The sequence below is a fragment of the Methylobacterium sp. CM6244 genome (genome assembly GCF_054817885.1).
Map to the genome: position 1 here is coordinate 4,946,820 of NZ_CM139247.1, position 21,088 is coordinate 4,967,907.

Consider the following 21,088-nt stretch of genomic DNA (forward strand, 5'->3'; position numbering starts at 1 on the left):
TCTTCGCGGGAACGCCGACGGTCCCGGCCTCCTGTCCGGAATGTCGTATCACTGACGGCGCGTAGGCCGCCCCGCAATCGTGGATCGTCGCCGTCAGCGATCCCTGGGCGGTAAAGACACGAGTGGCTCCGGACATCCCACGCGGTGTCTCGACGTGCGCCGGCCACCACCTCAAATCCATCGTTCATGATGGTCCGATGAGACCTTCCGCCGACCTCACCGTTTCTTGGACGAGCCGCTTCGATTCAGCGCTGGGATCATTCCTGCACCGTTCATCTGTTCCGTGCGATGATCCACTGTTCAACGCCGTGTTTTTGACGGCTGGAGGCAGGAGATTTAGGGTCCGTTTATGACAATCACTGTCGATCCGTTGCAGGCGAGCCTGGAAGACGCGGCCCCCACGACACGATGCAGGATTCTGGCGACGGCCGAGCGTTTCTTTCGCGAGATCGGCTACCAGAAGACCACCGTCTCCGACATCGCCAAGACGCTCCGGATGAGCCCGGCCAATGTCTATCGGTTCTTCGAATCGAAGAAAGCCATCAACGAGGCGGTGGTCGAACGCGTCACCCGTGAGGTCGAGGCACTGATCGCGGGTATCGCCGTGGCTCCCGGCCTCAGCGCGGACCAGCGGGTCGCGGAAATCATCCGGGAGCTTCACCGCGACTGTATCGAACGCTGCAAGGACAACCCGCGCATCCATGAGATGGTGGAAGCCGCCATGACGGAGAGTTGGGGGGTGTGCCGGCACCATATCGACCGGATCGGCGCGGCATTGGAACGGGTGGTGACGGACGGCGTCCGCAGCGGCGAGTTCCAAGTCGAGGATCCAGCGACCACCGCTGCGTGCCTGCACGTGGCGATCACGCGCTATTGCCATCCTGTTCTGGTCAGTCAGTACCCCAATGCGCCGGCGCCACCCATTGATGCGATGATCGCCTTCCTGTTGCGGGCGCTCCACGAACCGGCCGGCACTGCCACCCCGGTCAAGGCCAGGGAACCGGCCGAGCCGCTGTAGCGCGCCGAGATCATCAGCCCATCTGGGCGAGGATCGCATGCGCCGCGGCGCGAGGATCGGCGCTCTGGGTGATCGGCCGGCCGACGACGATGTGATCGATCCCCACCGCCATGGCGGCCGCCGGCGTCAGCACGCGCTTCTGGTCGCCGAGATCGTCACCCGCCGGGCGGATGCCGGGCGTCACGATCAGCCGCGACGGGCCGATGGCGGACCTTACGGAGGCTGCTTCGACGGCACTGCAGACGATGCCGCCGATCCCGGCCTCGGCCGCTTGCCTCGCGCGCAGAGCCACCAGATCCGCGATGGGCATGGCATAGCCCGCCTCGTCCGCATCGGCCTGATCGTAGGAGGTGAGCACGGTGACGGCGAGGATCGTCGGCCCGCCCCGGCCGGCACCCCGAACGGCGGCGCGCATGGTCTGCGGATAGGCATGGACGGTGAGGAAGGTCGCGCCGAGGTCGGACAGGGCCCGGACGCCGTCTTCCACGGTATTCCCAATATCGTGCAGCTTCAGGTCGATGAAGACCTTCAGGCCCGCTCTGGAAAGCCGTTGCACCAGGGGAAGGCCGCCGGAATAGGCCAGCCGGTACCCGATCTTGTAGAAGGTCGCGGCATCGCCGATGCGGTCCACCAGCGCCTCGGCCTCGGCCACGCTCGGCAGGTCGAGGGCGACGATGAGGCGGTCTCGCGGGTCGAAGGCGGCGTGGGACATGGAAGGCTCCGGGGGATCGGGTGACGGATCGCCGTCACGGCGCTCCATGTCAACGCGGGCGGCCCTGTCACCCACGCGTCATCACCCGGGAAACCTCCTCCTTCAGCACCGGCAGCAATTCGGCTTCGAACCACGGATTGGTCCGGAGCCAGCCGTTGTTCCGCCAGGACGGGTGCGGCAAGGGAAGCACGCGCGGCCGGCGCGGCTCATCGAGAATGGTTCGCCAGTTGCGCACCATGGCGGTGAGACCACCCTCGACCCGGCCGAGATGCCAGGCTTGCGCGTATTGGCCGATGATCAGGATGAGCTCCATCTCGGGCAGGCCCTCGAACAGCGTGTCCCGCCAGCGTTCGGCGCATTCACGACGCGGCGGCTTATCGCCCCCCTTCGCGTCGAGGCCAGGGAAACACGCGCCCATGGGCACGATGGCCAGCCGGCTGGCGTCGTAGAAATCCGGCTCGGACAGGCCGAGCCATGACCTCAGGCGGATGCCGGACGGATCCATGAACGGGACACCGCTCTTGTGCGCCCGGTTCCCCGGAGCCTGGCTGGCGATGCAGAGACGCGCCGAACTCGAGCCCTGGACGATGGGTTTGGGCTCCTGCGGCAGGGGCGCGCCATAGAGCGGCGCATCGCGGCACAGGCGGCAGGCGCGGAGGGACGCGGCGGTCGATTCGAACGAGGTCATACGTCGTGACAGGTAGTGTGAACAGGGGATCCTGGGAGTACGGGACGTGGGAACGAGAGGCCGCACCCCGCGCTTGAATCGTCGGAGGAGCCCACGACGCCGGCCTCCCCCGCGAGCACGCCCTACCGAGGAACACAGGGAGTACCCCATGGCCTTCATCACCGCGCAGGACGGCACCAGCCTCTACTACAAGGATTGGGGTCACGGGCGGCCCGTCGTGTTCCTTCACGGTTGGCCCCTCGACGCGGATATGTGGGAATATCAGATGGTACCCGTGGCCGAGGCGGGCTTCCGGACCATCGCGTATGACCGCCGTGGGTTTGGCCGCTCGGAGCAGCCGTGGCAGGGCTACGATTACGATACGTTCGCCGACGACCTGAAAGCGGTGCTGGACGCACTCGACCTCACCGACGTGACCCTGGTCGGATTTTCCATGGGGGGCGGAGAGGTGGTGCGCTACCTGTCGCGGCACGGCAGCGCCCGGATCTCACAGGTGGTCCTGATCTCGGCGGTGACGCCGATGATGCTGAAGACCCCGGACCATCCCGATGGCGTGGATGCCAGCGTGTTCGAGGAGATCATCGACGGGCTGAGGATGGACCGGCCGTCTTTCCTCGCCAATTTCAACAAGGGCTTCTTCGGTGCCGGCATGTTCACCTCGCCGGCATCGCCCGAGATGATCGCCTGGGCCGGTCAGGTCGCCATGCTGGCCTCGCCCAAGGCCACCATCGCCTGCGTGAAGGCCTTCTCCGAAACCGATTTCCGTCCCGACATGACGAAGGTGACGGTGCCCTGCCTGATCATCCATGGCGATGCCGACCAGACGGTGCCGATCGACGTCACCGGAAAGGTCGCGGCCTCAGCCGTGCCGAGCGCGGAATTCGAAATCTACGAGGGGGCTCCGCACGCGATCCCGCTCACCCATCACGAGCGTCTGACGACGGACCTCATCGACTTCCTGAGGCGCTGACGCCGCCGCGACTGGCGGAGGCGCGCTCCCGATCGGGCTCAGACCCCCTTCAACCCGCTCAGGTCGAGGGGCAGCGAGCGCAGCCTCTGGCCCGTCGCGGCAAAGATCGCGTTCGAGATCGCCGGGGCGATGACGGGCACGCCCGGCTCGCCGATGCCGGTCGGGGCAACGTCGGAGGCCACGATATGGACCTCCACCACCGGCATCTCGCTCATGCGCGTCGGCTCGTAGGCGTCGAAGTTCTTCTCCTGCACCACCCCGTCCGTCAGCGTGATCCTGTTGCGCAGCACGGACGAGAGCGCGAAGCCCACTGATCCCTCCACCTGGGCGCGGATCACGTCGGGATTGACGGCGATGCCCACATCCACCGCCGCGACGATGCGGTTGACCTTCACATGGCTCCCATCCGCCGTGATGTCGGCCACCATCGCCACGTAGGAGCCGAAGGATTCGTGCGCCGAGATGCCGAGGCCCCGCCCCTTGCCGCTACTGCGCTTGGACCAATCCGCCTTCTCGGCGGCGAGCTTCAGAACGGCGGAGAGGCGCGGCGCGCCGCCGAGCATCCCGAGGCGGTAAGCCAGCGGGTCGGCCCCTGCGGCATGGGCCAGCTCGTCGATGAACACCTCCATCGCCTGCGCCGTATGGGTGTGGCCCACCGAGCGCCACCACAGGACGGGGACGCCCTCACGGGCGTTATGGACCTCGAACCGGTAGGCCGGGATGGCGTAGGGCGTGTCCGATGCGCCCTCGACGGTGGTGGAATCGACGCCGTTCTTGACCAGCATCGCCTCGAAGGGCGAGCCGATCATGATCGATTTGCCCACCATCCGGTGCTGCCAGCCGGTGACGGCGCCCTTGGCGTCGATCCCGGCCTTGAGGGTGTGGAGCACCATCGGGCGGTAATAGCCGCCCGCCATGTCGTCCTCGCGGGTCCAGACCAGATGGACCGGTGCCTTGCCGCCGGTCGCCTTCATGATGGAGGCCGCCTCGGCGATGTAATCGGCCGTCGGCGTCGCCCGTCGCCCGAACGATCCGCCGGCCCATTGGGTGTGCAGCCTGACCTTGTCGGCCGTCACGCCGAGGGTCGCGGCGGCGACCGCCTGTTCGATCGTCTGGAACTGCAGGCCGGCATAGATGTCGTAGCTGCCGTCGGACGCGCGCTCGATCGTGGCGTTCAGCGGCTCCATGGCCGCGTGGGCGAGGTAGGGGAAAGTGAATTCCGCCTCGATGACCTTGGCCGAACCGGCGAGAGCGGCGGCGGGATCGCCCTTCTCCGACGCGACGATTCCGGGGCGCTTGGCCGTCTCGCGATACTCGGCGAGGATCGTGTCCGAGGAGCGCTTCTCCGCAGCGCTCTCATCCCAGGTGACCGAGAGAGCGTCGCGGCCCTTCATGGCCGACCACGTATCCTTGGCGAGAACGGCGACGCCTGTTGGGATCGTCACCACGTCGATGACGCCCGGCACCGCACGCGCGGCCTTGTCGTCGACCTTCGCCACAATGCCGCCGAAACGCGGGGCATGTGCCACCACCGCCGTCACCTGGCCCGGCCGGCGGATGTCCATGGAATAGATCGCGGTGCCGTCGGTCTTGGCAGCGGAGTCGAGGCGCGGACGCTTCTTGCCGATATGAACCCATTGGCTCGGGTCCTTCAGCTTCGGCTGCTGTGGCACGGGCACCGCCGCGGCGGCTTCCGCCAGGGCGCCGAACCGCTCCTCGCGCTTCGAGGCGAGATGGCTGACCGTGCCGTTGGAGACCGTGATCTCGGAGGCCGGGACGGACCATTTCTCGGCCGCCGCGGTGACGAGCATCGCGCGGGCGGCGGCACCGGCCTTGCGAAGCTGGAACCAGGAATTGGCCACCGCGGTCGAACCGCCGGTCCCCTGGATCGGCCCCATCAGCAGGTTGTTGTAGAGCTTCGCATCGGCGGGAGCGAAGGCCACGCGCACGCGCGACCAGTCGGCATCGAGTTCGTCGGCCAGGATGGTGGCGAGACCCGTCGTATTGCCCTGACCCATATCCAGATGCTTGATCAGTACGGTGACGGTGTCGTCGGCGGCGATCCGCACGAAGGCGTTCGGTTGAGCCGGGGCGGAGGAGAGATCGGGCCCGGCCGCCGCGCGCACCGGCTTGGCGGGGTCGAGGGTGAAGCCGATCACCAGGGCGCCGGCCGCGACGCCGGCTCCGCCGAGGAAGGCGCGGCGCGACGGACGGGGGGCGGCCGCCTCGGATTTGGTCTGACGGACCTTCAGCATGGCTTCCTCCAGGGCGACGACGGCGGGCATTGCATGGGTTCAGGAGAGGGCCGGCCCTTGGGGGCCGGCCTTCGGTGCGGATCAGGCGAGAGAGCGCGCGGCCTCGTGGATCGCGGCGCGGACACGCTGATAGGTGCCGCAGCGGCAGATGTTGCCATCCATGGCACTGTCGATCTCGGCGTCGCTCGGCTTCGGCGTGGTCGAAAGCAGACCGATGGCCGACATGATCTGACCCGATTGGCAATAACCGCACTGGACCACATCGAGGCCGCGCCACGCGGTCTGGACCGCCTCCGCCACCCGCCCGGACACACCCTGGATCGTCGTGATCTTCGCCTCGCCCACATCGCCGATGCGGGTCTGGCAGGAGCGGACGGGCTGACCGTCGAGATGCACCGTGCAGGCGCCGCATTGAGCGATGCCGCACCCATATTTCGTACCGGTCTTGCCCAGATGATCGCGCAACGCCCAGAGGAGCGGCATGTCGGGATCGGCATCGACTTCATGCGACGCACCGTCGACATTCAGCTTCAGCATGACATCTCTCCGACTTTAAGTTCGACTACTTCTAAATACTGAATCGATCTGGGAAATGTGCGCTTTCGCACACCAGGCGGGCGGCTGGAGCGGGGCCTGCATGGGTGTCAGCGGAGTGAAGCCACGCGATTTAGAGACAAGTGTTCGGATCGCGGCAGGCCGTTCTTAACGTATCTGGCGCACCTTGGCCTTGTCGCTGCACCGACAGGCCGAGGTCCTTTCGACCTCCGTTTTCCCTCGCAAGATCCCCAAGACGGTGATGTCGGACCTGACAGCGGAGATGGTTCAGCGTGGACGCGGTCCTTCGGCACCGGAATCCGTTCGCCGCCGCAAGGTGGCCCGCGACATCCGTTCGGCACGCGAGCGGCTGACCTCGACGAACGGGCTCGAACGCGCCTTCGATTACGAGCTGCTCCGGATCTACGCCGAGTACCGCTCGGGGGCCGGGCTGACCCATGCCGTTCTGGGCCTCGTCATCGCCGGGGCGTCCTCCCTGTGGGTGCCGATTCCCGTCGCCCTGTCCTGGGCCGTCTGCCTGATCTGCGGCGTCGGCCTCTCGATGGGATTGACCAATCATTTCCTCCGGCAATCGGCGGACACAGTCTCGGTGAGACGCTGGCGCAGCGCCTTCATGCTGAGCGAGATCGTCCAGAGTTCGGCATGGGCCTTGATGATCCTCGTAGCCGCGCCCAGCGCCCGCATTTTCGTTCTGTTCGGCCTCGTCATCGCCGCCGCGGTGGCCGCGATGCTGGCGGCGACCCTGCCCGCCGCCGCCGCCGCCGCGCTGCTTCCGCTGATCCTGGCGGCGCTCTCCCTGCTGGCGTTCTCGCAGGACATGGACACGATCCTGCTCGTCACCATGGTGGTCGGATCGCAGATCTTCTTCCTGGGGCTCGCCCGCCGCGTCTACGCGTCGGCCGTGGGGGCGCTGAAATCGCAGGCGGAAAAGGACGCCATCTTCATCGAACTGGAACAGGCGAAGAGCAATTCCGACGAGGCGCGGCGACGCGCGGAGGAGGCCAATCTCGCCAAGTCGCGCTTTCTCGCGACCATGAGCCACGAATTGCGGACGCCGCTGAACGCCATCCTGGGGTTCTCGGAGGTGATGAAGAACGAGGTTTTCGGCGCCCACGTGGCTCCGTCGTACAAGGAATATGCCGGCGACATCCACGATAGCGGGATGCACCTGCTCAACCTCATCAACGAGATCCTCGACCTGTCGCGCATCGAGGCAGGGCGCTACGAGCTCAACGAAGAGGCGATCCAGCTCGCCCATGCGGTGGACGAGTGCCGTCACATGGTCGCCTTGCGGGCCCGTGGAAAGGGCCAAGCCTTCCACGAATTCATCGATCCCGCCCTCCCCCGCATCTGGGCGGACGAGAGGGCCTTGCGCCAGATCGTGCTCAACCTCCTGTCCAACGCGGTGAAATTCACGCCGCCGGGCGGCGACATCACGATCAAGGTCGGGTGGACCGCGTCGGGCGGGCAATATGTCAGCGTGAAGGATAGCGGGCCGGGCATTCCCGAGGACGAACTCGGCACGGTCATGTCGTCGTTCGGTCGCGGCTCCCTGGCGATCAAGACGGCCGAACAGGGGTCGGGTCTCGGCCTGCCCATCGTGAAGGGGCTGGTCGACCTGCATGGCGGCAACTTCCACCTGAAGTCGAAGCCGCGCGAGGGAACGGAAGTCGTGGTGATCTTCCCCGCGAGCCGCGTCATGGACACGCTGCCCGCCCTCAACCTCCCCGAGGAAGCGGATTCAGGGACGACCCTGCGCGGTCGCCGAAGCGCGGCCCGCGCAGCCTGAACCGGGCTGGAGCCGCGCGAAGTCGAGATCCGCGCGGCGGGTCGCGCCGGTTTATGACTCGCTGCGCCCCGATACCCCCGCCTGGGCGAAGGTCGCCATGTCGCGGTGGCAGGCGAGCGCGCCTTTCAGGAGACCGATGGCGAGGGCGGCGCCCGACGCTTCGCCAAGCCGCATGCCGAGAGCCAGCAGCGGCACCAGTCCGAGGCGTTCCAGAACCTCCGCATGGGCCCCCTCCGCCGAGACATGGCCGGCGAGGCAATGGTCCAGCATCGTGGGATCGATGGCGTGGAGGATCGCTGCGGCCGACGTCGCCACATAGCCGTCGATGACCACGGGGATGCGTTGCATCCGCGCCGCCAGGATGGCGCCGGCCATCGCGGCGATCTCGCGGCCTCCGAGGCGCGACAGCACCTGAAGCGGGTCGTCGAGATGGCCGGCATGGAAGGCCAAGGCGGCCTCCACGGCCGCGACCTTGCGCTCGATCCCAGCCGCATCGACGCCGGTGCCACGCCCGACCCAATGCGCCGCCTCGCCACCGTAAAGCGCCGCGTAGATGGCCGCCGCGATGGTGGTGTTGCCGATCCCCATCTCGCCGAGGCCGAGGCAATCCGTGCCTGCGGCGATGGCCTCCATCCCGAAGGCCATGGTGGCGACGCATTCCTTCTCGGTGAAGGCCGGGCCTTCGCAGATGTCGCCGGTAGGAAGGTCGATGGCGAGATCGAAGACCTTGAAGCCGAGGCCGTAGGCGGCACAGAGCTGATTGATCGCGCCGCCGCCCGCCGCGAAATTGTCGAGCATCTGGCGGTTCACCTCCGCCGGGAAGGCGGAGACGCCACGCTTGGTGACTCCGTGACTGGCGGCGAAGACGCAGACGAGAGGGCGGTCGAGGCTGGGCTGGCCCTTGCCCTGCCAAGCCGCGAGCCATTCGACGAGGTTCTCGAGGCGACCCAGCGCACCGGCCGGCTTCGTCAGCAGCGCATCCCGCTCGCGCACCATCGCGACGGCATCCCGGTCCGCGCCCGGCACGGAGGCGATCAGGCGGCGGATGTCGGAGAACGGCGTCTGGTCGGAATGTTCGTGGGTCGGGGGTGTCTGGGTCATCGCGCGAAACTTGCCTTGGGTCTCGGCGCGTCCGGTATGGCGGCCTGCCTGTGGGGCGAGCTATAACCAACGGGGCGCGAGCGGTGAAGGCAGGCCTCCATGACACAAGGCCGGGATCTGGAACCGGACGAGACGTTTCCCGGCGCTTCGTTGGCCTACGATCTCGCTATGTGCCTGCGGTTCTATTCGAGGCTACCGGTGCCGCGCCTTCCCGGCGAGGGCGACCCGCATCGCTTGCCCGACTTCCGCACCCTGCCGCGGCTGCTGCCCGTGGCGGGTCTCATCCTCGCCCTGCCCTCCGCGCTGATCCTGCTCGTCGCCTGGGGGCTGGATCTCGGGCCGTTCCTGGCGGCGACCCTCGCCGTGGCGGCGGGGACGCTGGTGACGGGGGCGCTGCACGAGGACGGTCTCGCGGACGTGGCGGACGGGTTCGGCGGCGGCACGACGCGCGAGCGCCGCATCGAGATCATGCGCGACAGCCGGATCGGCGCCTATGGCGGCGTCGCCCTCGTGCTGACCCTCGCCCTGAGGATCGGCGCATTCGCGACCCTTCTCGATCGCACCGGGGCCATGGCGGCGATGGCTCTCCTGCTGGCCGCGTCCCTTTCGCGCAGCGCCGCGCTCTCGCCGATGGTGCTGCTCGGCCCCGCCCGTCCCGGCGGGGCGGGCGCGTCGGTGGGCGTGCCCGATCGCCGGACCATCGCAATCGTCGTGTCCCTCACCCTCGTCTTCGTCGCGATTGGCTGGATCGCCGGCTTGCCTGTCCTCGGCATGGTGCTGATGCCCGCCCTGGCGCTGGGAGCATCCCTCGGCCTCACCGCCCTGGCCCGCGCCAAGATCGGCGGCCAGACCGGCGACGTCATCGGAGCCTGCCAGCAGGTGGCGGAGATCGCGGCGCTTCTCGGCCTCGTGGCGACGGTCCCGCGCTGACCATGGCACTTTGGCGCTTGATCGCGACCCACGCCTGAGGGCATGGAACGGCCATGACCCAGCCTGTCGCCCCGAGGGCTTCGAGCCCCTGCACGAAGCTCTGCATTCTCGACGCGGCGACCGGGCTCTGCGAGGGCTGCGGACGCACGCGCGAAGAGATCGGGATGTGGGGCTCGCTGTCGGAGACGAAGCGGCAAGCCATCATGGCGACCCTCGGACATCGCCTCCGCTCCGCTTATCCCCTGCGTGGAAAGGCCGTGGCCGTGCCATGATCTACGCCGCCCTCGCGATCCTTCTCGGCATCGTCGCCTTTCTCGTCCTCTCGGATGGTGAGAGCACGGTGGCCGGGCTGGACAAGGACCAGCTCGCACGCCTCGCCTTCAGTGGAACCCTGCTGACGATCTTCCTCGCCGGGTTCTGGCATCGGTTCAGCCAACAGATCGGCACCAACCTGAAGGCGCTGCTGTTCTGGGCCGCCCTCACCGTCGCCCTGGTCGCGGGCTACGCCTACAAGGAGGAGGCCGGGGATGTCGGCAATCGCCTTGTCGGGACGCTGCGGCCCGGCAGCGCCGTCACATCCGGCGATGGAAGCGTCACGATCAACCGCCGGGTGGACGGGGCCTTCTCCGTGCGGGCAGAGGTGAACGGCCGCGCCCAGGTCTTCCAGTTCGATACGGGCGCGAGTTCCGTCGTGCTCACGGCGGAGAACGCGGCCGCCATCGGGATCGCGCCGCCGGACTCCGACTTCTCGATCCGAGTGTCGACCGCGAACGGCACCGCGATGGCCGCCCCCGTCTATCTCGACAGCCTCACCGTGGGCACGATCACCGAACGGCGCGTCTCGGCCCTGGTGAGCCGCCGCGGCGCATTGTCGGGCAACCTCCTCGGGATGAGCTTTCTCGACAGGCTCGGCTCCTACGAGGTGCGGGGCGACCGGCTGGTCCTGCGCCCGGTGCGATAGGGCGGCCCGCGCGATATCGACTCCAGCCCTGGCTTTGCGTCAGTCGTTCGAGGATGCGGACGCGCTCGGCGGCGGGAATGCGTATCGAAGGTAAGCCTGGACGAAGTCGGGCATCGACCCGGGGTCGATCTCGTCGCTGGACGCGACCGTGATGAAACCAGCCAGTTCCGGCTCGATCTCGGCGAGGCGATGGCGCTCCATGTCCTGCCGCAGCGTATTTGCCTGATCGGGGAACGTCACGGGCCGCAGAAATGCCGCCTGACTCTTTCCGCGAAGCAGAAGCCATCGGTTCGGCGCATCGGCCGGGAGTGCCATGCCGGTCTCCTCGACGAACTCGCGCTCCGCGCTGCCGGCCAGATCGACCGTATCGCCGTCACGCACGTCGTCGAGATCCGGCGTGCCGCAGGGGAAATAAGCCTGCCCGGCATTGGCCGTGTGAGCGCCCATGACACCGAGAAGCACGGCGCCATCCGACCCGTGAGGGGCAATGGCCGCGAAGGCGTTCAGAACGGTCGGGTCGGGCGAGCCGAGATCCTTGTGGGTGATGAAGCTCGCGTAGGACGTCTCGAACAGTTCGACGGAACAGGATGCCCCTTCGAGCCGGCACGACCTCGCGAGGAGGACGCGTCCGTCGAACAGCCCGGACCGCGCGGCGCAGCGGCGACGCCAGTTCTCGGAGATGAGAGCCGCGTTGGCCTGCGCCCATTCCCATGCGAACGGCACCAGACGCGCCGTCACCCCCTCGATCCGCGTGAGGGTGAAGCCGTCAGACAAGCAAGTTCCCCTCGCTCATCACCACGGCCGAACCACCGATCTCGACGGATTGGAGGGCTCCGGATTCGATGACCAGCTGAAGCGCGATCTCGCTCGGTCGGCCCATGGCGACCCCCTGACGGATCAGGACATCGTGCTCGCCGTCACCGAGAGGCTCGAACTCCATCATCACGCCGGCGAAGGCCGCGGCGGCGGACCCCGTCGCCGGGTCCTCCATCACGCCGAGATGCGGCGCGAACATCCGGGTCTGGAAGCGGAGGCCGAGGCCCTCCGGGTCCACGGCGTAGAGGTAGAGCGCCGTCTGAGGATCCAGGGTGGAGAAGGCGGCGAGGTCCATACGCGCCGCGTCGAGTTTCGCCCGCGTATTGACCGGCACGAACAGGAAAGCCGGCCCTGCCGTGTGCCGGCTCGGCACGTGGCGCCCGAAGCCGATATCCTGCGTCTCCAACCCGATCATCTGCGCGAGGAGCGTCGCGTCCGGTCCCTCGCCATCGTATTGCGGCAGGATCGGGAGCTTGAAGCGACCACGGCCGCGCCCCTCGCCCGCTTCGACGACGCAGGCCACGGTGCCGATCGTCTCTTCGAGACCGAAGGCGGTGGCGTCGGTGAGGCCGGATTTCGCATCGTGCAATGCCAGCAGGATCGCCGCCCCGAGCGTCGGGTGGCCGGCGAACGGAAGCTCGCGCGTGGGCGTGAAGATGCGGAGGCGGGCCTTGTGGCGTGCCTCCGTCGGCGGCAGCACGAACACCGTCTCGGACAGGTTGAACTCACCCGCGATCCTCTGCATCGCCGCGTCGTCGAGCCATTCCGAATCCAGCACCACGGCCAGCGGATTCCCGGCAAAGGGCGTGTCGGTGAAGACGTCGAGGGTGACGAAGCGGCGGCTCATCGGCTTTTCCTTTTCGTTGACCATCAGATCGGCTCTACGGGAAACGTCTCGCTGGGTGCCACGAACTCGTCCTGCGCGTCGACGGTGAGGATCTCGCGCGAGCCTGCCTCCGCCGTGCGGCGCAGGAGGCCGTAGACCGAAGCACCGGCCATGCCCAAAGCCAAAGCCGCCGAGCCGGTGCGGGCGTAATGGACGAGAAACAGGGCCGCGATGGCGTCGCCCGCTCCGTTCACGTCGAGGGCGAGGCGCGGCGTGCGCAGGCGCCAGAACAGGCCGCCCTCCCCCGCCATCAGGTCGATGGACTCGGACGGGGTGTCCTCGGTGACCAGGGACGTCACCAGCACGACGCGCGGCCCCAAAGCCTGGATCGCCGCCACCGCGGCCTTGGCCTCGCCGAGTGTGCCGGTAGGCAGGCCCGACAGGAAGTTCAGCTCGAACTGGTTCGGAGTGACGATATCGGCGGCGGGCAGGGCCTGATCCCGCAGGAATTCAGGGATGCCGGGGCGGACATAGATGCCTCGCCCGGTATCGCCCATCACCGGATCGCAGCAATACAGCGCCTTCGGGTTGGCGCTCCGCACCGCCGCCACGGCCCGCACGATGGCGGTGCCGATATCGGCCGAGCCCATATAGCCGGACAGGACGCCGTCGCATTGCCCGAGCATGCCGCGCTCCGCGATGCCGAGCACGAGGTCCTCGATCATCGGCCCGTCGAACACACGGCCGCGCCAGGCGCCATAACCGGTATGGTTGGAGAACTGCACGGTATGGATCGGCCAGACCTCGACGCCGAGCCGCTGCATCGGGAACACCGCCGAGGCATTGCCCACATGGCCGAAGGCGACGTGCGACTGGATCGATAGAATTCTCATCGGCGTATTCGGCCTTGCTTCGACGGGTGCGAGCGCGACGGGCTGCGTCGTAGCCGGTTTTGTCCCACGGTGCATTCACAACCGACGTGAGGCCCCCCTCGTGACGTGATCGACCCTTGCCGGAATCGCGGCCTTCCCGCACATCGGGCGCGACGAGCAGGGGCATCCATGGATTTCGAAGCGCTGAAGACCACGATCCTGACCTTCGTGGAGACGCATAAGGAATGGGCACCCCTCATCATCGCGGTGCTCGCCTTCTGCGAATCGCTGGCCTTCCTATCGATCCTGGTCCCCGCCACGGTGCTGCTGGTGGCCATCGGCGCGCTGATCGGTGCGAGCGGCATCCCGTTCTGGCCGATGGTGATCGCGGGCGGTATCGGCGCCGGGCTCGGGGATTGGGTGTCCTACGAGATCGGCCGCTACTTCCAGCACGGCGCCAAGTCGATCTGGCCAATGAGCCGCTATCCGCAGATGGTCGCCAAGGGCGAGGATTTCTGCCGGCGCTACGGCGCCTGGGGCATCGTCATCGGCCGGTTCATCGGCCCGGCCCGCGCGGTGGTGCCGCTCATCGCCGGGATGTTCGAGGTACCGCGCCTGCCGTTCCAGCTGGCCAATTGGAGTTCGGCCTTCGTCTGGGCCTTCGTCTGGCTCGCGCCGGGCGCGGGCGTCATCAGCTTCTTCAACTCCTGACGCCGCATGCGCCGGTTCCCGCCCGAACGCATCGTCTGCCTGACCGAGGAAACCGTCGAGACCCTCTATCTGCTGGGTGAGGAGGACAGGATCGTCGGCGTGTCCGGCTATGCCGTGCGGCCTGCCCGCGTCCGCAAGGAGAAGCCGCGCGTCTCGGCCTTCACCAGCGCCGACCTGCCGAAAATCCTCGCCCTGCAGCCGGATCTCGTCCTCGCCTTTTCCGACATGCAGGCCGAGATCGTCGCCGACCTCGCCCGCGCCGGAATATCGGTCCATCTCTTCAACCAGCGCGACGTCGCCGGTTGCCTCGCCATGATCCGTACCGTGGGCGCTCTGGTCGGGGCTAGCGAGAAGGCCGACGCGCTGGCCCAGGGTTACGCCCACCGCCTCGGCGCCGCCGCCCTCGACAATGCCGGCCCGCCCCGCCTGAAGGTCTATTTCGAGGAATGGGACGAGCCGATGATCTCTGGCATCGGCTGGGTCTCCGAACTCATCGGCTATGCCGGCGGCGACGACGTCTTTCCCGATTTTGCCCGCCAGCCGGCGGCCAAGGACAGGATCGTCACCTTCGAACAGGTGATCGCCGCGCAGCCGGACGTCATCCTCGCCTCGTGGTGCGGCAAGCGGGTGAACATGGCGCGGATCCGCGAGCGGCCGGGCTGGGATGTGATCCCGGCCGTGGCGGCGGGGCGTATCCACGAGATCAAGTCACCTCTGATACTGCAGCCCGGGCCGGCGGCGCTGACCGACGGGTTCGACTCGATCCGCGCCGCACTGGCGGGCGGGCAGGCTGCCGCAGGTGACAAGGGCGGGCCGACCTGATTCCCTGGCGGACCAGTCGATTCGAGACAGCACTCTCCCCAAGCGAAGCCATCCCCAAGCGAAGCAATGTCAGCAGCCCTCGCCCATCTCGTTCTGCCGCCGGACCGCCGGCAATCGGCGACCGCGCTCCAGGTCCAGCGCGGGGTCCGCCGGCTGTTCGCCGACCTCGGCCATGTGACGATACCGGAATTCTCCCTCGCCAATGGCAGGCGGGCGGACATCATCGCCCTGTGCCCGGCCGGCCGGCTGACCATCGTCGAGATCAAATCCAGCGTCGCCGACTTCCGCGCCGACAAGAAATGGCCGGATTACCGGGACTATTGCGACCGCTTCTATTTCGCCGTTCCCGATTCCCTCCCCGAAGGACTGACGCCCGACGAGGCCGGGCTGATCATCGCCGACGGCTACAGCGCCGCGATCCTGCGTGACCCGGTCGACCATGTGCTGAGCGGCGCCCGCCGCAAGGCGGTGACCCTGCGCTTCGCCCATTCTGCCGCGCGGCTGCTTCACTCGCTCGCCGATCCTGGCGCGGTGCGGGAGGGGGCGCTTTAACCAAGCAGGAAGCTGCCCCAGTCTTGTAACCCGGCCGCCCCCGGGATCGGCCTACCGCCCGCTTCGCCGCGCCGAGACCAGCGCCAGGGCGGCGAGATCCTTGTCGCCGTCGCCGTGGCTGACGGCGTCGATGAGGTTGTCGCGCAGCACGCTGGCGAAAGGCATCGGTACGCCGGCCTGACCCGATGCCGCGAGGGCGAGGCCGATATCCTTGAGCCCGAGCCTCAGACCGAAGCCCGGCGGTTCATAGCGCCCGGTGGCGATGGATGCGCCGTAGCCCTTGTAGACCGGCGAGGCGAACAGCGTGTTGGTGAGAAGGTCGAGGAGATCGGCACCGGCGACGCCATGCCCTTCGGCGAAGGCGGCGGCTTCGCCCATGGCCTCGATGGCCGCGATCAGCATGAAATTGCCCGCGAGCTTCACCGCATTGGCCCGGTACGGCTCGGTTCCGAAGGGCCAGGTCTTCGTGCCGAGGGCGTCGAGCAGCGGTTGCGCCCTTGCGATGACATCCGGGTCTCCGGCGACGACGATGTTCAGGGCACCGTTCTGCGCCACGTCCGGCCTGCCGAAGACGGGGGCGGCGATATAGGGCACGCCGGCCCGCTCGTGGATCGCGGTGAGCTCCTGCGCGAGCGCCACCGAGATCGTGCTCATGCTGAGATGCAGGCCGGGCCGCGTGCCGGAATCGAGCAGTCCGCCCTCCACGATCACCGAACGCAGGGCCGCATCGTCGGCGAGCATGGTGATCGCCGCGTCCCCGGTGAAAGCGTCCGCTGCGCTATGCGCGACTGTCACCCCGTCTAGACCGTCGGCGGCGGATGCGGTCCGGTTCCAGACTCTCACCCGGTGACCGTCCCGGACGAGGCTCTGCACCATGCCCCGGCCCATCCGGCCCAACCCGATCACGCCGACATCCATCCGAGGGCTCCCTTTGTTCGTCCCGGTTCAATGGCCGTTGAGAAATTCGATCATCGTGGCGTTGAAGCGATCGGTCGCTTCCATATGGACGAGGTGGCCGACACCCTCGAAGACGACCGCGCGCCCATCCGGCATCCGGGCCGCCAGGCTCTTGGCATGTCCGGCATTGTCGCCCATGGCGGCGCGCAGGTTTTCGGGGGCGAAGGGCTTGCCCGGTGCGTTGCGATCGTTTGCGCCCATGATGAATAGGGTCGGCGCGGCGATCAGCGGGATCTCATGCACCACCGGCTGGCCCCAGATGATCTGGTAGGAATTGACGAAGGATTGGAGCCAGCGCGGATATTCGCCCGAACCCTTCACGCGCTCGCGGATCGCCACGAAGGGCTCGATCGCCGTGGAGGGAAGCGACAGCGCGTAATTCGTCATCAGCTGGCGCCGGTAGACGTCCGCGGTGACACCGCCCTCAATGCGAAGCAGCGTGTCGTTGGAAACGGGCGGGACGGTGAAGCGATAATCCTCAAGACCGATCGGCGCTTCGAGGACGAGGCTGTTCACCCGGTTCGGCGCGTTTCGGGCAAGTCGGGCAGCCAGCATACCGCCCATGGAATGCGCGACGACATCGACGCGCGGGAGATTGAGCGCATCGAGAAGCGATACGGTTTCCGCCGCCATCACGTCGAAGCTGAACGGTCCCACCGGCTTCGACGATTTGCCGAAGCCGAGCTGGTCGGGAACGACCACGCGGTAGCCCGCCCCCGCCAGGGCACCGATCACCGGCTCCCAGTAACTCGACGGGAAATTACGGCCGTGCAGCAGCAGAACGGTGCGTCCGTTCGGTGTCCCTGTCGGCGTGACGTCCATGTAGGCGAGGCGCTGCTGCTCGTTGTCCCGCGTCAGGTCGAGAAACCAGACGGGGTGGGGATAGGCAAAGCCCTCCAGGCCAATTCCCAGGGGCCCTGCATCGTCGGCTCTCGTGAGAGAAGGTGTGACCGTGAGAAGGAAGCCGAGCAGGAAGGTCGCCAGACGCATGTGATCCCCGGTGGAACGCTTCGATGATGTCTTTGCGATCGATGGGTGACATAGGGCACTTGCCGAAGCGAGCAGGGATCGTTCACGGCTCTGTGCGATGACGCACGAGGCAGACCCCCTCAATAACGGCGGAGCCGGATCGCGGCCCGGCGCGAAACCCATGGATGGTCTGCCGGTGCGCGAGCGCATGCTTGCGCTTCTCGCCATCGGACTCGCCATGACCATGGCGGTACTGGACGGGGCCATCGTCAACGTGGCGCTGCCGGCCATGGCGAAGGATCTCGGGGTCAGCCCCGCTTCCGCGATCTTCGTGGTCAACGCCTTTCAGATCGCCGTGACCGCGTCGCTGCTGCCACTGGCCTCCCTCGGCGACATCCTGGGCTATCGGAAGGTCTATCTCGCCGGCCTCGTCGTGTTCGTCGTAGCCTCCCTGGCCTGTGCGCTGTCGACCTCCTTGCCTGGGCTCATCGTCGCCCGGATCGCCCAGGGGCTCGGTGCGGCCGGCATCATGAGCGTGAACATCGCCCTGGTGCGCTTCATCTATCCGCATCGCATGATCGGAAGGGGGGTCGGCAACGTGGCGCTCATCGTCGCCATGGCCTCGGCGACCGGCCCGACCGTCGCCGCCGCGATCCTCTCCGTGGCGACCTGGCCGTGGCTGTTCTTGGTCAACCTGCCCGTCGGCCTCGTGGCCCTGGCGGTGGCCGCGCGGACCTTGCCGGTGACGCCGGTGAGCGGGGCCCGGTTCGACGTCCCGAGCGCGCTCCTCAACGCCCTCACCTTCGGCCTACTCATCATCGGACTCGATGGAATCGGCGAAGCGAACGGGCGCTGGCTCGCCCTTGTCGAGATCGCCGCCGGGCTCGCGGTCGGCACCGTCTTCGTCCTGTATCAGGCCCGGCTCGCGACACCGTTACTGCCGGTGGACCTGCTGCGCATTCCCGCCTTCGCCCTGTCGATGGTGACCTCCATCGCCTCGTTCGGGGCGCAGATGATGGCCTATGTCGCCCTGCCCTTCTATTTCCAGGACGCGTTGCACCTATCCGCCACCGAGACCGGTTTCCTGATGACGCCCTGGCCCATCGCCATCGCGATCACGGCGCCGATCTCCGGCCGCCTCGCCGACCGGTACGCGCCGGGTGTTCTCGGCGGAATCGGCCTGGCACTCATGGCCGGCGGCATCGCGGCGCTGGCTTTGCTCCCCGCCGCCCCAACGCTGGTGGATATCGCCTGGCGGCTGACCGTCTGCGGGATCGGCTTCGGATTGTTTCAGGCGCCGAACAACAAGGTGATCGTCACGAGCGCTCCGCGTTCGCGCAGCGGTGGAGCCAGCGGCATGCAATCGACGGCGCGGCTGACGGGGCAATCGCTCGGCGCGGCCCTCGTCGCCGTCATCTTCGGGCTGACCCATGCCAGCGGTACGGCCGTCTCCATCGGGGCAGCGCTCTGGTGCGCCTGCGCCCTGTCAGCGGCCGGTGCCGTCTCCAGCATCATGCGGCGCCAGCCGACGGGCTGATCCCCCGAACGCAGCCACCCATCGCCTGAGGCGTTGATCGACGAGGCTGCCAACGGAGGAGGACATTCATGGACATGAATCTGAAGGGGCGACGTGCCCTGGTGACCGGCTCGACCGGCGGCATCGGCTACGGCATCGCCAGGGCCCTCGCCGGAATGGGCGCCACCGTCGCCGTCAACGGGCGCACACCGGACCGGGTCCGGGCGGCGATCGGGCGCTTGACGGAGGAGACCGGCACGACGGCGTTCATCGCGGCCCCCGGCGATATCGCCACGGCGAGCGGCGCGGAGGCCGTGGTGAAGGGTTTGCCGGAGGTCGATATCCTGGTGAACAACACCGGCATCTTCGAACCGAAGCCCTTCTTCGAGATCCCCGACGGCGATTGGCTTCGCTTCTTCGAGACCAACGTGATGAGCGGCATACGCCTCTCGCGGGCCTACACGCCGGGTATGGTCGAGGCCGGATGGGGGCGGGTCGTCTTCATTTCCAGCGAGTCGGGCCTGAATATCCCGGTCGAGATGGTCCATTACGGCATGACGAAGACGGCGCAGCTCGCCGTGTCACGGGGCCTCGCCGAGACGGTGGCCGGAAGCGGAGTGACCGTGAACAGCGTACTGCCCGGGCCGACCCTGTCGGAAGGTGTCGCCGACTTCATGGCGAAAATGGCTAAGGATACCGGCGAGGTCGATCTCGACAAGCTGGGACGTAACTTCGTCGCCGAGCACCGCTCGACCTCGCTCATTCGTCGCTTGGCGACGGTCGAGGAGGTCGCCAGCATGGTCGCCTACATCTGCAGTCCGGCCGCCAGCGCCACCAGCGGTGCGGCCCTACGCGTCGATGGGGGAGTGATCCGTCACATCGCCTGAGCGCAATGCTCTCGGGTCGCTAGCGGACGCGCCGAAACTCACAGAGAGCCTGCCCGGCGCCACTCGAGCGCCGGGCCGCACCGGCATCAGGCCGACTTGAGATGGGCAGCGAGGTGCTTGTTCATCTCGAACATCGTGCATTTGTCTTTGCCGAAGACCTTCTTCAGCTTGTCGTCGGCCAGGATCTCGCGCTTGTTCTCGGGATTCTGGAGATTATGCTTCTTGATGTATTCCCAAACCTTGCTGACGACCTCGCCGCGCGGAAGCGCTGCAGAGCCGACGACGGCCGCGAGTTCCTCGGAGGGCTTCAGCGGCTGCTGCAGCGCGTTGGGCTTAGCGGCGCCTTCAGCCTTCGGAGCAGCGGTCTTCTTGGCAGCGGCCGGCTTGTCGGCTGCCTTGGTGGTGGTCTTGGTTGCCATGAGTTCCTCCGGTTTTTGGCTTTGAGCGCCGTCACGCCCACGGCCAAGGGCCTCGGAGCGCATAGCTGCAACAACTAAGCGGTGCTGAGAGCGTTCCAAGAGGGAATCACGTAGACCCACCGCCCATCCACAGAAGGGACGGGGATAGCGGGGATATTGCAAGCCCACGAAGGCGGGAGCACGGACTTCCGTCCCGACGCGATCCGATCCGCATGACGGCCGCTCCCTCTATGATCGTCATCTGGGACGACAGAGCGGCCCGGCGGCATCCAAACGGGCATCGTCCGAAAAACCTGTCGTCCGACAATGCGTTAGGAAGACAACCGAGTCGTTCCGAGGCCTTCGCTGTGCGGTTCGCGAGAGAAGCGCCGCATGATCCAGTGGTAAGGAGAGGATCGGGTCTGCGCCGGGTGGCAGGACGGTACGTCGCCGGACGACGCCGCATCGCGGGAGCGTGCAATCTTTTTTCGTTCCTCCCCCGGAATCGCCGCATCTGCGCGATCTCGGAACACCGCCCAGACGCGACAGAGAACGATCCCTTAAGCGCGACGAGGAACACTGAGGGTATGTTCATCGCAGCCATTGCCCTCGCCCTCGTCGCTTCCGGCGCGCTCCTCGCTGGCCTGACGGGACTCGTTGCCGCCGAAGGTCGGGTCGATACCGACACGCGTGGTGCCGATCTCGTCTGACCGGCATCGTTGCCAGCACACACGACAACGCCGCCGATGGGGGCTCCATCGGCGGCGCTTTTAGAATCCGTCA

The 21,088-nt window shown here is 67.4% G+C and carries 23 protein-coding genes; 12 read left to right on the forward strand and 11 right to left on the reverse strand.

The window, feature by feature from the left end; translation table 11 throughout:
• Positions 1-349 precede the first annotated feature (349 nt).
• Positions 350-1,018, forward strand: coding sequence for a TetR/AcrR family transcriptional regulator (locus ACYQML_RS23365; protein ID WP_419952346.1), 669 nt, complete (start codon positions 350-352; stop codon positions 1,016-1,018).
• 13 nt (positions 1,019-1,031) lie between these two features.
• Here ACYQML_RS23365 and pyrF read toward each other — a convergent pair whose 3' ends face one another.
• Positions 1,032-1,730, reverse strand: a complete 699-nt coding sequence (pyrF, locus tag ACYQML_RS23370; RefSeq protein WP_461222576.1) for an orotidine-5'-phosphate decarboxylase — start codon at positions 1,728-1,730, stop codon at positions 1,032-1,034.
• A gap of 67 nt (positions 1,731-1,797) precedes the next feature.
• Entirely contained in the window at positions 1,798-2,418 is a 621-nt protein-coding gene (locus ACYQML_RS23375) for a uracil-DNA glycosylase family protein (protein ID WP_461234184.1), read from the reverse strand.
• Between the two features lie 148 nt (positions 2,419-2,566).
• Between ACYQML_RS23375 and ACYQML_RS23380 the strand changes: the two genes are divergently transcribed.
• Positions 2,567-3,388: an alpha/beta fold hydrolase gene (locus ACYQML_RS23380; RefSeq protein ID WP_461222574.1), complete on the forward strand. Its 822-nt coding sequence runs from the start codon at positions 2,567-2,569 to the stop codon at positions 3,386-3,388.
• 38 nt (positions 3,389-3,426) lie between these two features.
• Here the strand turns inward: ACYQML_RS23380 and ACYQML_RS23385 are convergent, their stop codons facing one another.
• Positions 3,427-5,643, reverse strand: a complete 2,217-nt coding sequence (locus ACYQML_RS23385; protein ID WP_461225299.1) for a xanthine dehydrogenase family protein molybdopterin-binding subunit — start codon at positions 5,641-5,643, stop codon at positions 3,427-3,429.
• 81 nt (positions 5,644-5,724) lie between these two features.
• A complete protein-coding gene (locus tag ACYQML_RS23390; RefSeq protein ID WP_056428807.1) occupies positions 5,725-6,180 on the reverse strand; it encodes a (2Fe-2S)-binding protein in 456 nt (151 codons plus the stop codon).
• A 259-nt stretch (positions 6,181-6,439) separates the two neighbouring features.
• Here ACYQML_RS23390 and ACYQML_RS23395 point away from each other — a divergent pair, with 259 nt between their 5' ends.
• Positions 6,440-7,987 (forward strand): sensor histidine kinase, encoded by a 1,548-nt coding sequence (locus ACYQML_RS23395; RefSeq protein ID WP_461234185.1) that lies wholly within the window; start codon positions 6,440-6,442, stop codon positions 7,985-7,987.
• 51 nt (positions 7,988-8,038) lie between these two features.
• Here the strand turns inward: ACYQML_RS23395 and cobT are convergent, their stop codons facing one another.
• Positions 8,039-9,088: a nicotinate-nucleotide--dimethylbenzimidazole phosphoribosyltransferase gene (gene cobT / locus ACYQML_RS23400; protein WP_461222573.1), complete on the reverse strand. Its 1,050-nt coding sequence runs from the start codon at positions 9,086-9,088 to the stop codon at positions 8,039-8,041.
• A gap of 99 nt (positions 9,089-9,187) precedes the next feature.
• Between cobT and cobS the strand changes: the two genes are divergently transcribed.
• The 3 genes from cobS to ACYQML_RS23415 are packed head-to-tail and all read left to right on the forward strand — an operon-like array spanning position 9,188 to position 10,979.
• Positions 9,188-10,018: an adenosylcobinamide-GDP ribazoletransferase gene (gene cobS, locus ACYQML_RS23405; protein ID WP_461222572.1), complete on the forward strand. Its 831-nt coding sequence runs from the start codon at positions 9,188-9,190 to the stop codon at positions 10,016-10,018.
• A gap of 53 nt (positions 10,019-10,071) precedes the next feature.
• Positions 10,072-10,290: a DUF1289 domain-containing protein gene (locus ACYQML_RS23410; RefSeq protein WP_461222571.1), complete on the forward strand. Its 219-nt coding sequence runs from the start codon at positions 10,072-10,074 to the stop codon at positions 10,288-10,290.
• Positions 10,287-10,979: a retropepsin-like aspartic protease family protein gene (locus ACYQML_RS23415; protein WP_419952352.1), complete on the forward strand. Its 693-nt coding sequence runs from the start codon at positions 10,287-10,289 to the stop codon at positions 10,977-10,979. The genes ACYQML_RS23410 and ACYQML_RS23415 overlap by 4 nt, the downstream gene beginning before the upstream one ends.
• Before the next feature lie 39 nt (positions 10,980-11,018).
• On the opposite strand, the gene ACYQML_RS23420 is transcribed toward ACYQML_RS23415, so the two are convergent.
• The 3 genes from ACYQML_RS23420 to pdxY are packed head-to-tail and all read right to left on the reverse strand — an operon-like array spanning position 11,019 to position 13,514.
• Positions 11,019-11,753, reverse strand: a complete 735-nt coding sequence (locus ACYQML_RS23420) for an NUDIX hydrolase (protein ID WP_461222570.1) — start codon at positions 11,751-11,753, stop codon at positions 11,019-11,021.
• Complete coding sequence (locus ACYQML_RS23425; protein WP_461222569.1) at positions 11,746-12,642, reverse strand: PhzF family phenazine biosynthesis protein; 897 nt, start codon at positions 12,640-12,642, stop codon at positions 11,746-11,748. The genes ACYQML_RS23420 and ACYQML_RS23425 overlap by 8 nt, the downstream gene beginning before the upstream one ends.
• A 23-nt stretch (positions 12,643-12,665) precedes the next feature.
• Positions 12,666-13,514, reverse strand: a complete 849-nt coding sequence (gene pdxY, locus ACYQML_RS23430; protein WP_056428789.1) for a pyridoxal kinase PdxY — start codon at positions 13,512-13,514, stop codon at positions 12,666-12,668.
• 168 nt (positions 13,515-13,682) lie between these two features.
• Between pdxY and ACYQML_RS23435 the strand changes: the two genes are divergently transcribed.
• The 3 genes from ACYQML_RS23435 to ACYQML_RS23445 all read left to right on the forward strand — a co-directional run bounded on the left by ACYQML_RS23435 (position 13,683) and on the right by ACYQML_RS23445 (position 15,578).
• Positions 13,683-14,204, forward strand: a complete 522-nt coding sequence (locus ACYQML_RS23435; RefSeq protein WP_056257668.1) for a DedA family protein — start codon at positions 13,683-13,685, stop codon at positions 14,202-14,204.
• 6 nt (positions 14,205-14,210) lie between these two features.
• On the forward strand, positions 14,211-15,026 hold the full coding sequence (locus ACYQML_RS23440) for a cobalamin-binding protein (RefSeq protein WP_461234186.1): 816 nt from the start codon (positions 14,211-14,213) through the stop codon (positions 15,024-15,026).
• Between the two features lie 66 nt (positions 15,027-15,092).
• A complete protein-coding gene (locus tag ACYQML_RS23445; protein WP_056143956.1) occupies positions 15,093-15,578 on the forward strand; it encodes an MmcB family DNA repair protein in 486 nt (161 codons plus the stop codon).
• Between the two features lie 51 nt (positions 15,579-15,629).
• Here the strand turns inward: ACYQML_RS23445 and ACYQML_RS23450 are convergent, their stop codons facing one another.
• Together ACYQML_RS23450 and ACYQML_RS23455 are read right to left on the reverse strand one after the other, a co-directional pair.
• The gene (locus ACYQML_RS23450) at positions 15,630-16,496 is read right to left on the reverse strand and encodes an NAD(P)-dependent oxidoreductase (protein WP_461234187.1); all 867 of its coding nucleotides are present in this window, start codon (positions 16,494-16,496) and stop codon (positions 15,630-15,632) included.
• A gap of 27 nt (positions 16,497-16,523) precedes the next feature.
• Entirely contained in the window at positions 16,524-17,525 is a 1,002-nt protein-coding gene (locus ACYQML_RS23455) for an alpha/beta fold hydrolase (RefSeq protein WP_461234188.1), read from the reverse strand.
• 97 nt (positions 17,526-17,622) lie between these two features.
• Here ACYQML_RS23455 and ACYQML_RS23460 point away from each other — a divergent pair, with 97 nt between their 5' ends.
• Complete coding sequence (locus ACYQML_RS23460; protein WP_461234189.1) at positions 17,623-19,041, forward strand: MFS transporter; 1,419 nt, start codon at positions 17,623-17,625, stop codon at positions 19,039-19,041.
• A gap of 68 nt (positions 19,042-19,109) precedes the next feature.
• On the forward strand, positions 19,110-19,907 hold the full coding sequence (locus ACYQML_RS23465; protein ID WP_461234190.1) for an SDR family NAD(P)-dependent oxidoreductase: 798 nt from the start codon (positions 19,110-19,112) through the stop codon (positions 19,905-19,907).
• A gap of 86 nt (positions 19,908-19,993) precedes the next feature.
• On the opposite strand, the gene ACYQML_RS23470 is transcribed toward ACYQML_RS23465, so the two are convergent.
• Entirely contained in the window at positions 19,994-20,326 is a 333-nt protein-coding gene (locus ACYQML_RS23470) for an SWIB/MDM2 domain-containing protein (RefSeq protein WP_056428766.1), read from the reverse strand.
• A 566-nt stretch (positions 20,327-20,892) separates the two neighbouring features.
• Between ACYQML_RS23470 and ACYQML_RS23475 the strand changes: the two genes are divergently transcribed.
• Complete coding sequence (locus ACYQML_RS23475; protein ID WP_311276195.1) at positions 20,893-21,015, forward strand: hypothetical protein; 123 nt, start codon at positions 20,893-20,895, stop codon at positions 21,013-21,015.
• Positions 21,016-21,088 lie beyond the last annotated feature (73 nt).

Bases quoted from the DNA above. Each gene is read 5' to 3' on its own strand.
- ACYQML_RS23365 (WP_419952346.1), top strand. From the start codon at position 350: ATGACAATCACTGTCGATCCGTTGCAGGCGAGCCTGGAAGACGCGGCC.
- pyrF (WP_461222576.1), bottom strand. From the start codon at position 1,730: ATGTCCCACGCCGCCTTCGACCCGCGAGACCGCCTCATCGTCGCCCTC.
- ACYQML_RS23375 (WP_461234184.1), bottom strand. From the start codon at position 2,418: ATGACCTCGTTCGAATCGACCGCCGCGTCCCTCCGCGCCTGCCGCCTG.
- ACYQML_RS23380 (WP_461222574.1), top strand. From the start codon at position 2,567: ATGGCCTTCATCACCGCGCAGGACGGCACCAGCCTCTACTACAAGGAT.
- ACYQML_RS23385 (WP_461225299.1), bottom strand. From the start codon at position 5,643: ATGCTGAAGGTCCGTCAGACCAAATCCGAGGCGGCCGCCCCCCGTCCG.
- ACYQML_RS23390 (WP_056428807.1), bottom strand. From the start codon at position 6,180: ATGCTGAAGCTGAATGTCGACGGTGCGTCGCATGAAGTCGATGCCGAT.
- ACYQML_RS23395 (WP_461234185.1), top strand. From the start codon at position 6,440: ATGTCGGACCTGACAGCGGAGATGGTTCAGCGTGGACGCGGTCCTTCG.
- cobT (WP_461222573.1), bottom strand. From the start codon at position 9,088: ATGACCCAGACACCCCCGACCCACGAACATTCCGACCAGACGCCGTTC.
- cobS (WP_461222572.1), top strand. From the start codon at position 9,188: ATGACACAAGGCCGGGATCTGGAACCGGACGAGACGTTTCCCGGCGCT.
- ACYQML_RS23410 (WP_461222571.1), top strand. From the start codon at position 10,072: ATGACCCAGCCTGTCGCCCCGAGGGCTTCGAGCCCCTGCACGAAGCTC.
- ACYQML_RS23415 (WP_419952352.1), top strand. From the start codon at position 10,287: ATGATCTACGCCGCCCTCGCGATCCTTCTCGGCATCGTCGCCTTTCTC.
- ACYQML_RS23425 (WP_461222569.1), bottom strand. From the start codon at position 12,642: ATGAGCCGCCGCTTCGTCACCCTCGACGTCTTCACCGACACGCCCTTT.
- pdxY (WP_056428789.1), bottom strand. From the start codon at position 13,514: ATGAGAATTCTATCGATCCAGTCGCACGTCGCCTTCGGCCATGTGGGC.
- ACYQML_RS23435 (WP_056257668.1), top strand. From the start codon at position 13,683: ATGGATTTCGAAGCGCTGAAGACCACGATCCTGACCTTCGTGGAGACG.
- ACYQML_RS23440 (WP_461234186.1), top strand. From the start codon at position 14,211: ATGCGCCGGTTCCCGCCCGAACGCATCGTCTGCCTGACCGAGGAAACC.
- ACYQML_RS23445 (WP_056143956.1), top strand. From the start codon at position 15,093: ATGTCAGCAGCCCTCGCCCATCTCGTTCTGCCGCCGGACCGCCGGCAA.
- ACYQML_RS23450 (WP_461234187.1), bottom strand. From the start codon at position 16,496: ATGGATGTCGGCGTGATCGGGTTGGGCCGGATGGGCCGGGGCATGGTG.
- ACYQML_RS23455 (WP_461234188.1), bottom strand. From the start codon at position 17,525: ATGCGTCTGGCGACCTTCCTGCTCGGCTTCCTTCTCACGGTCACACCT.
- ACYQML_RS23460 (WP_461234189.1), top strand. From the start codon at position 17,623: ATGACGCACGAGGCAGACCCCCTCAATAACGGCGGAGCCGGATCGCGG.
- ACYQML_RS23465 (WP_461234190.1), top strand. From the start codon at position 19,110: ATGGACATGAATCTGAAGGGGCGACGTGCCCTGGTGACCGGCTCGACC.
- ACYQML_RS23470 (WP_056428766.1), bottom strand. From the start codon at position 20,326: ATGGCAACCAAGACCACCACCAAGGCAGCCGACAAGCCGGCCGCTGCC.
- ACYQML_RS23475 (WP_311276195.1), top strand. From the start codon at position 20,893: ATGTTCATCGCAGCCATTGCCCTCGCCCTCGTCGCTTCCGGCGCGCTC.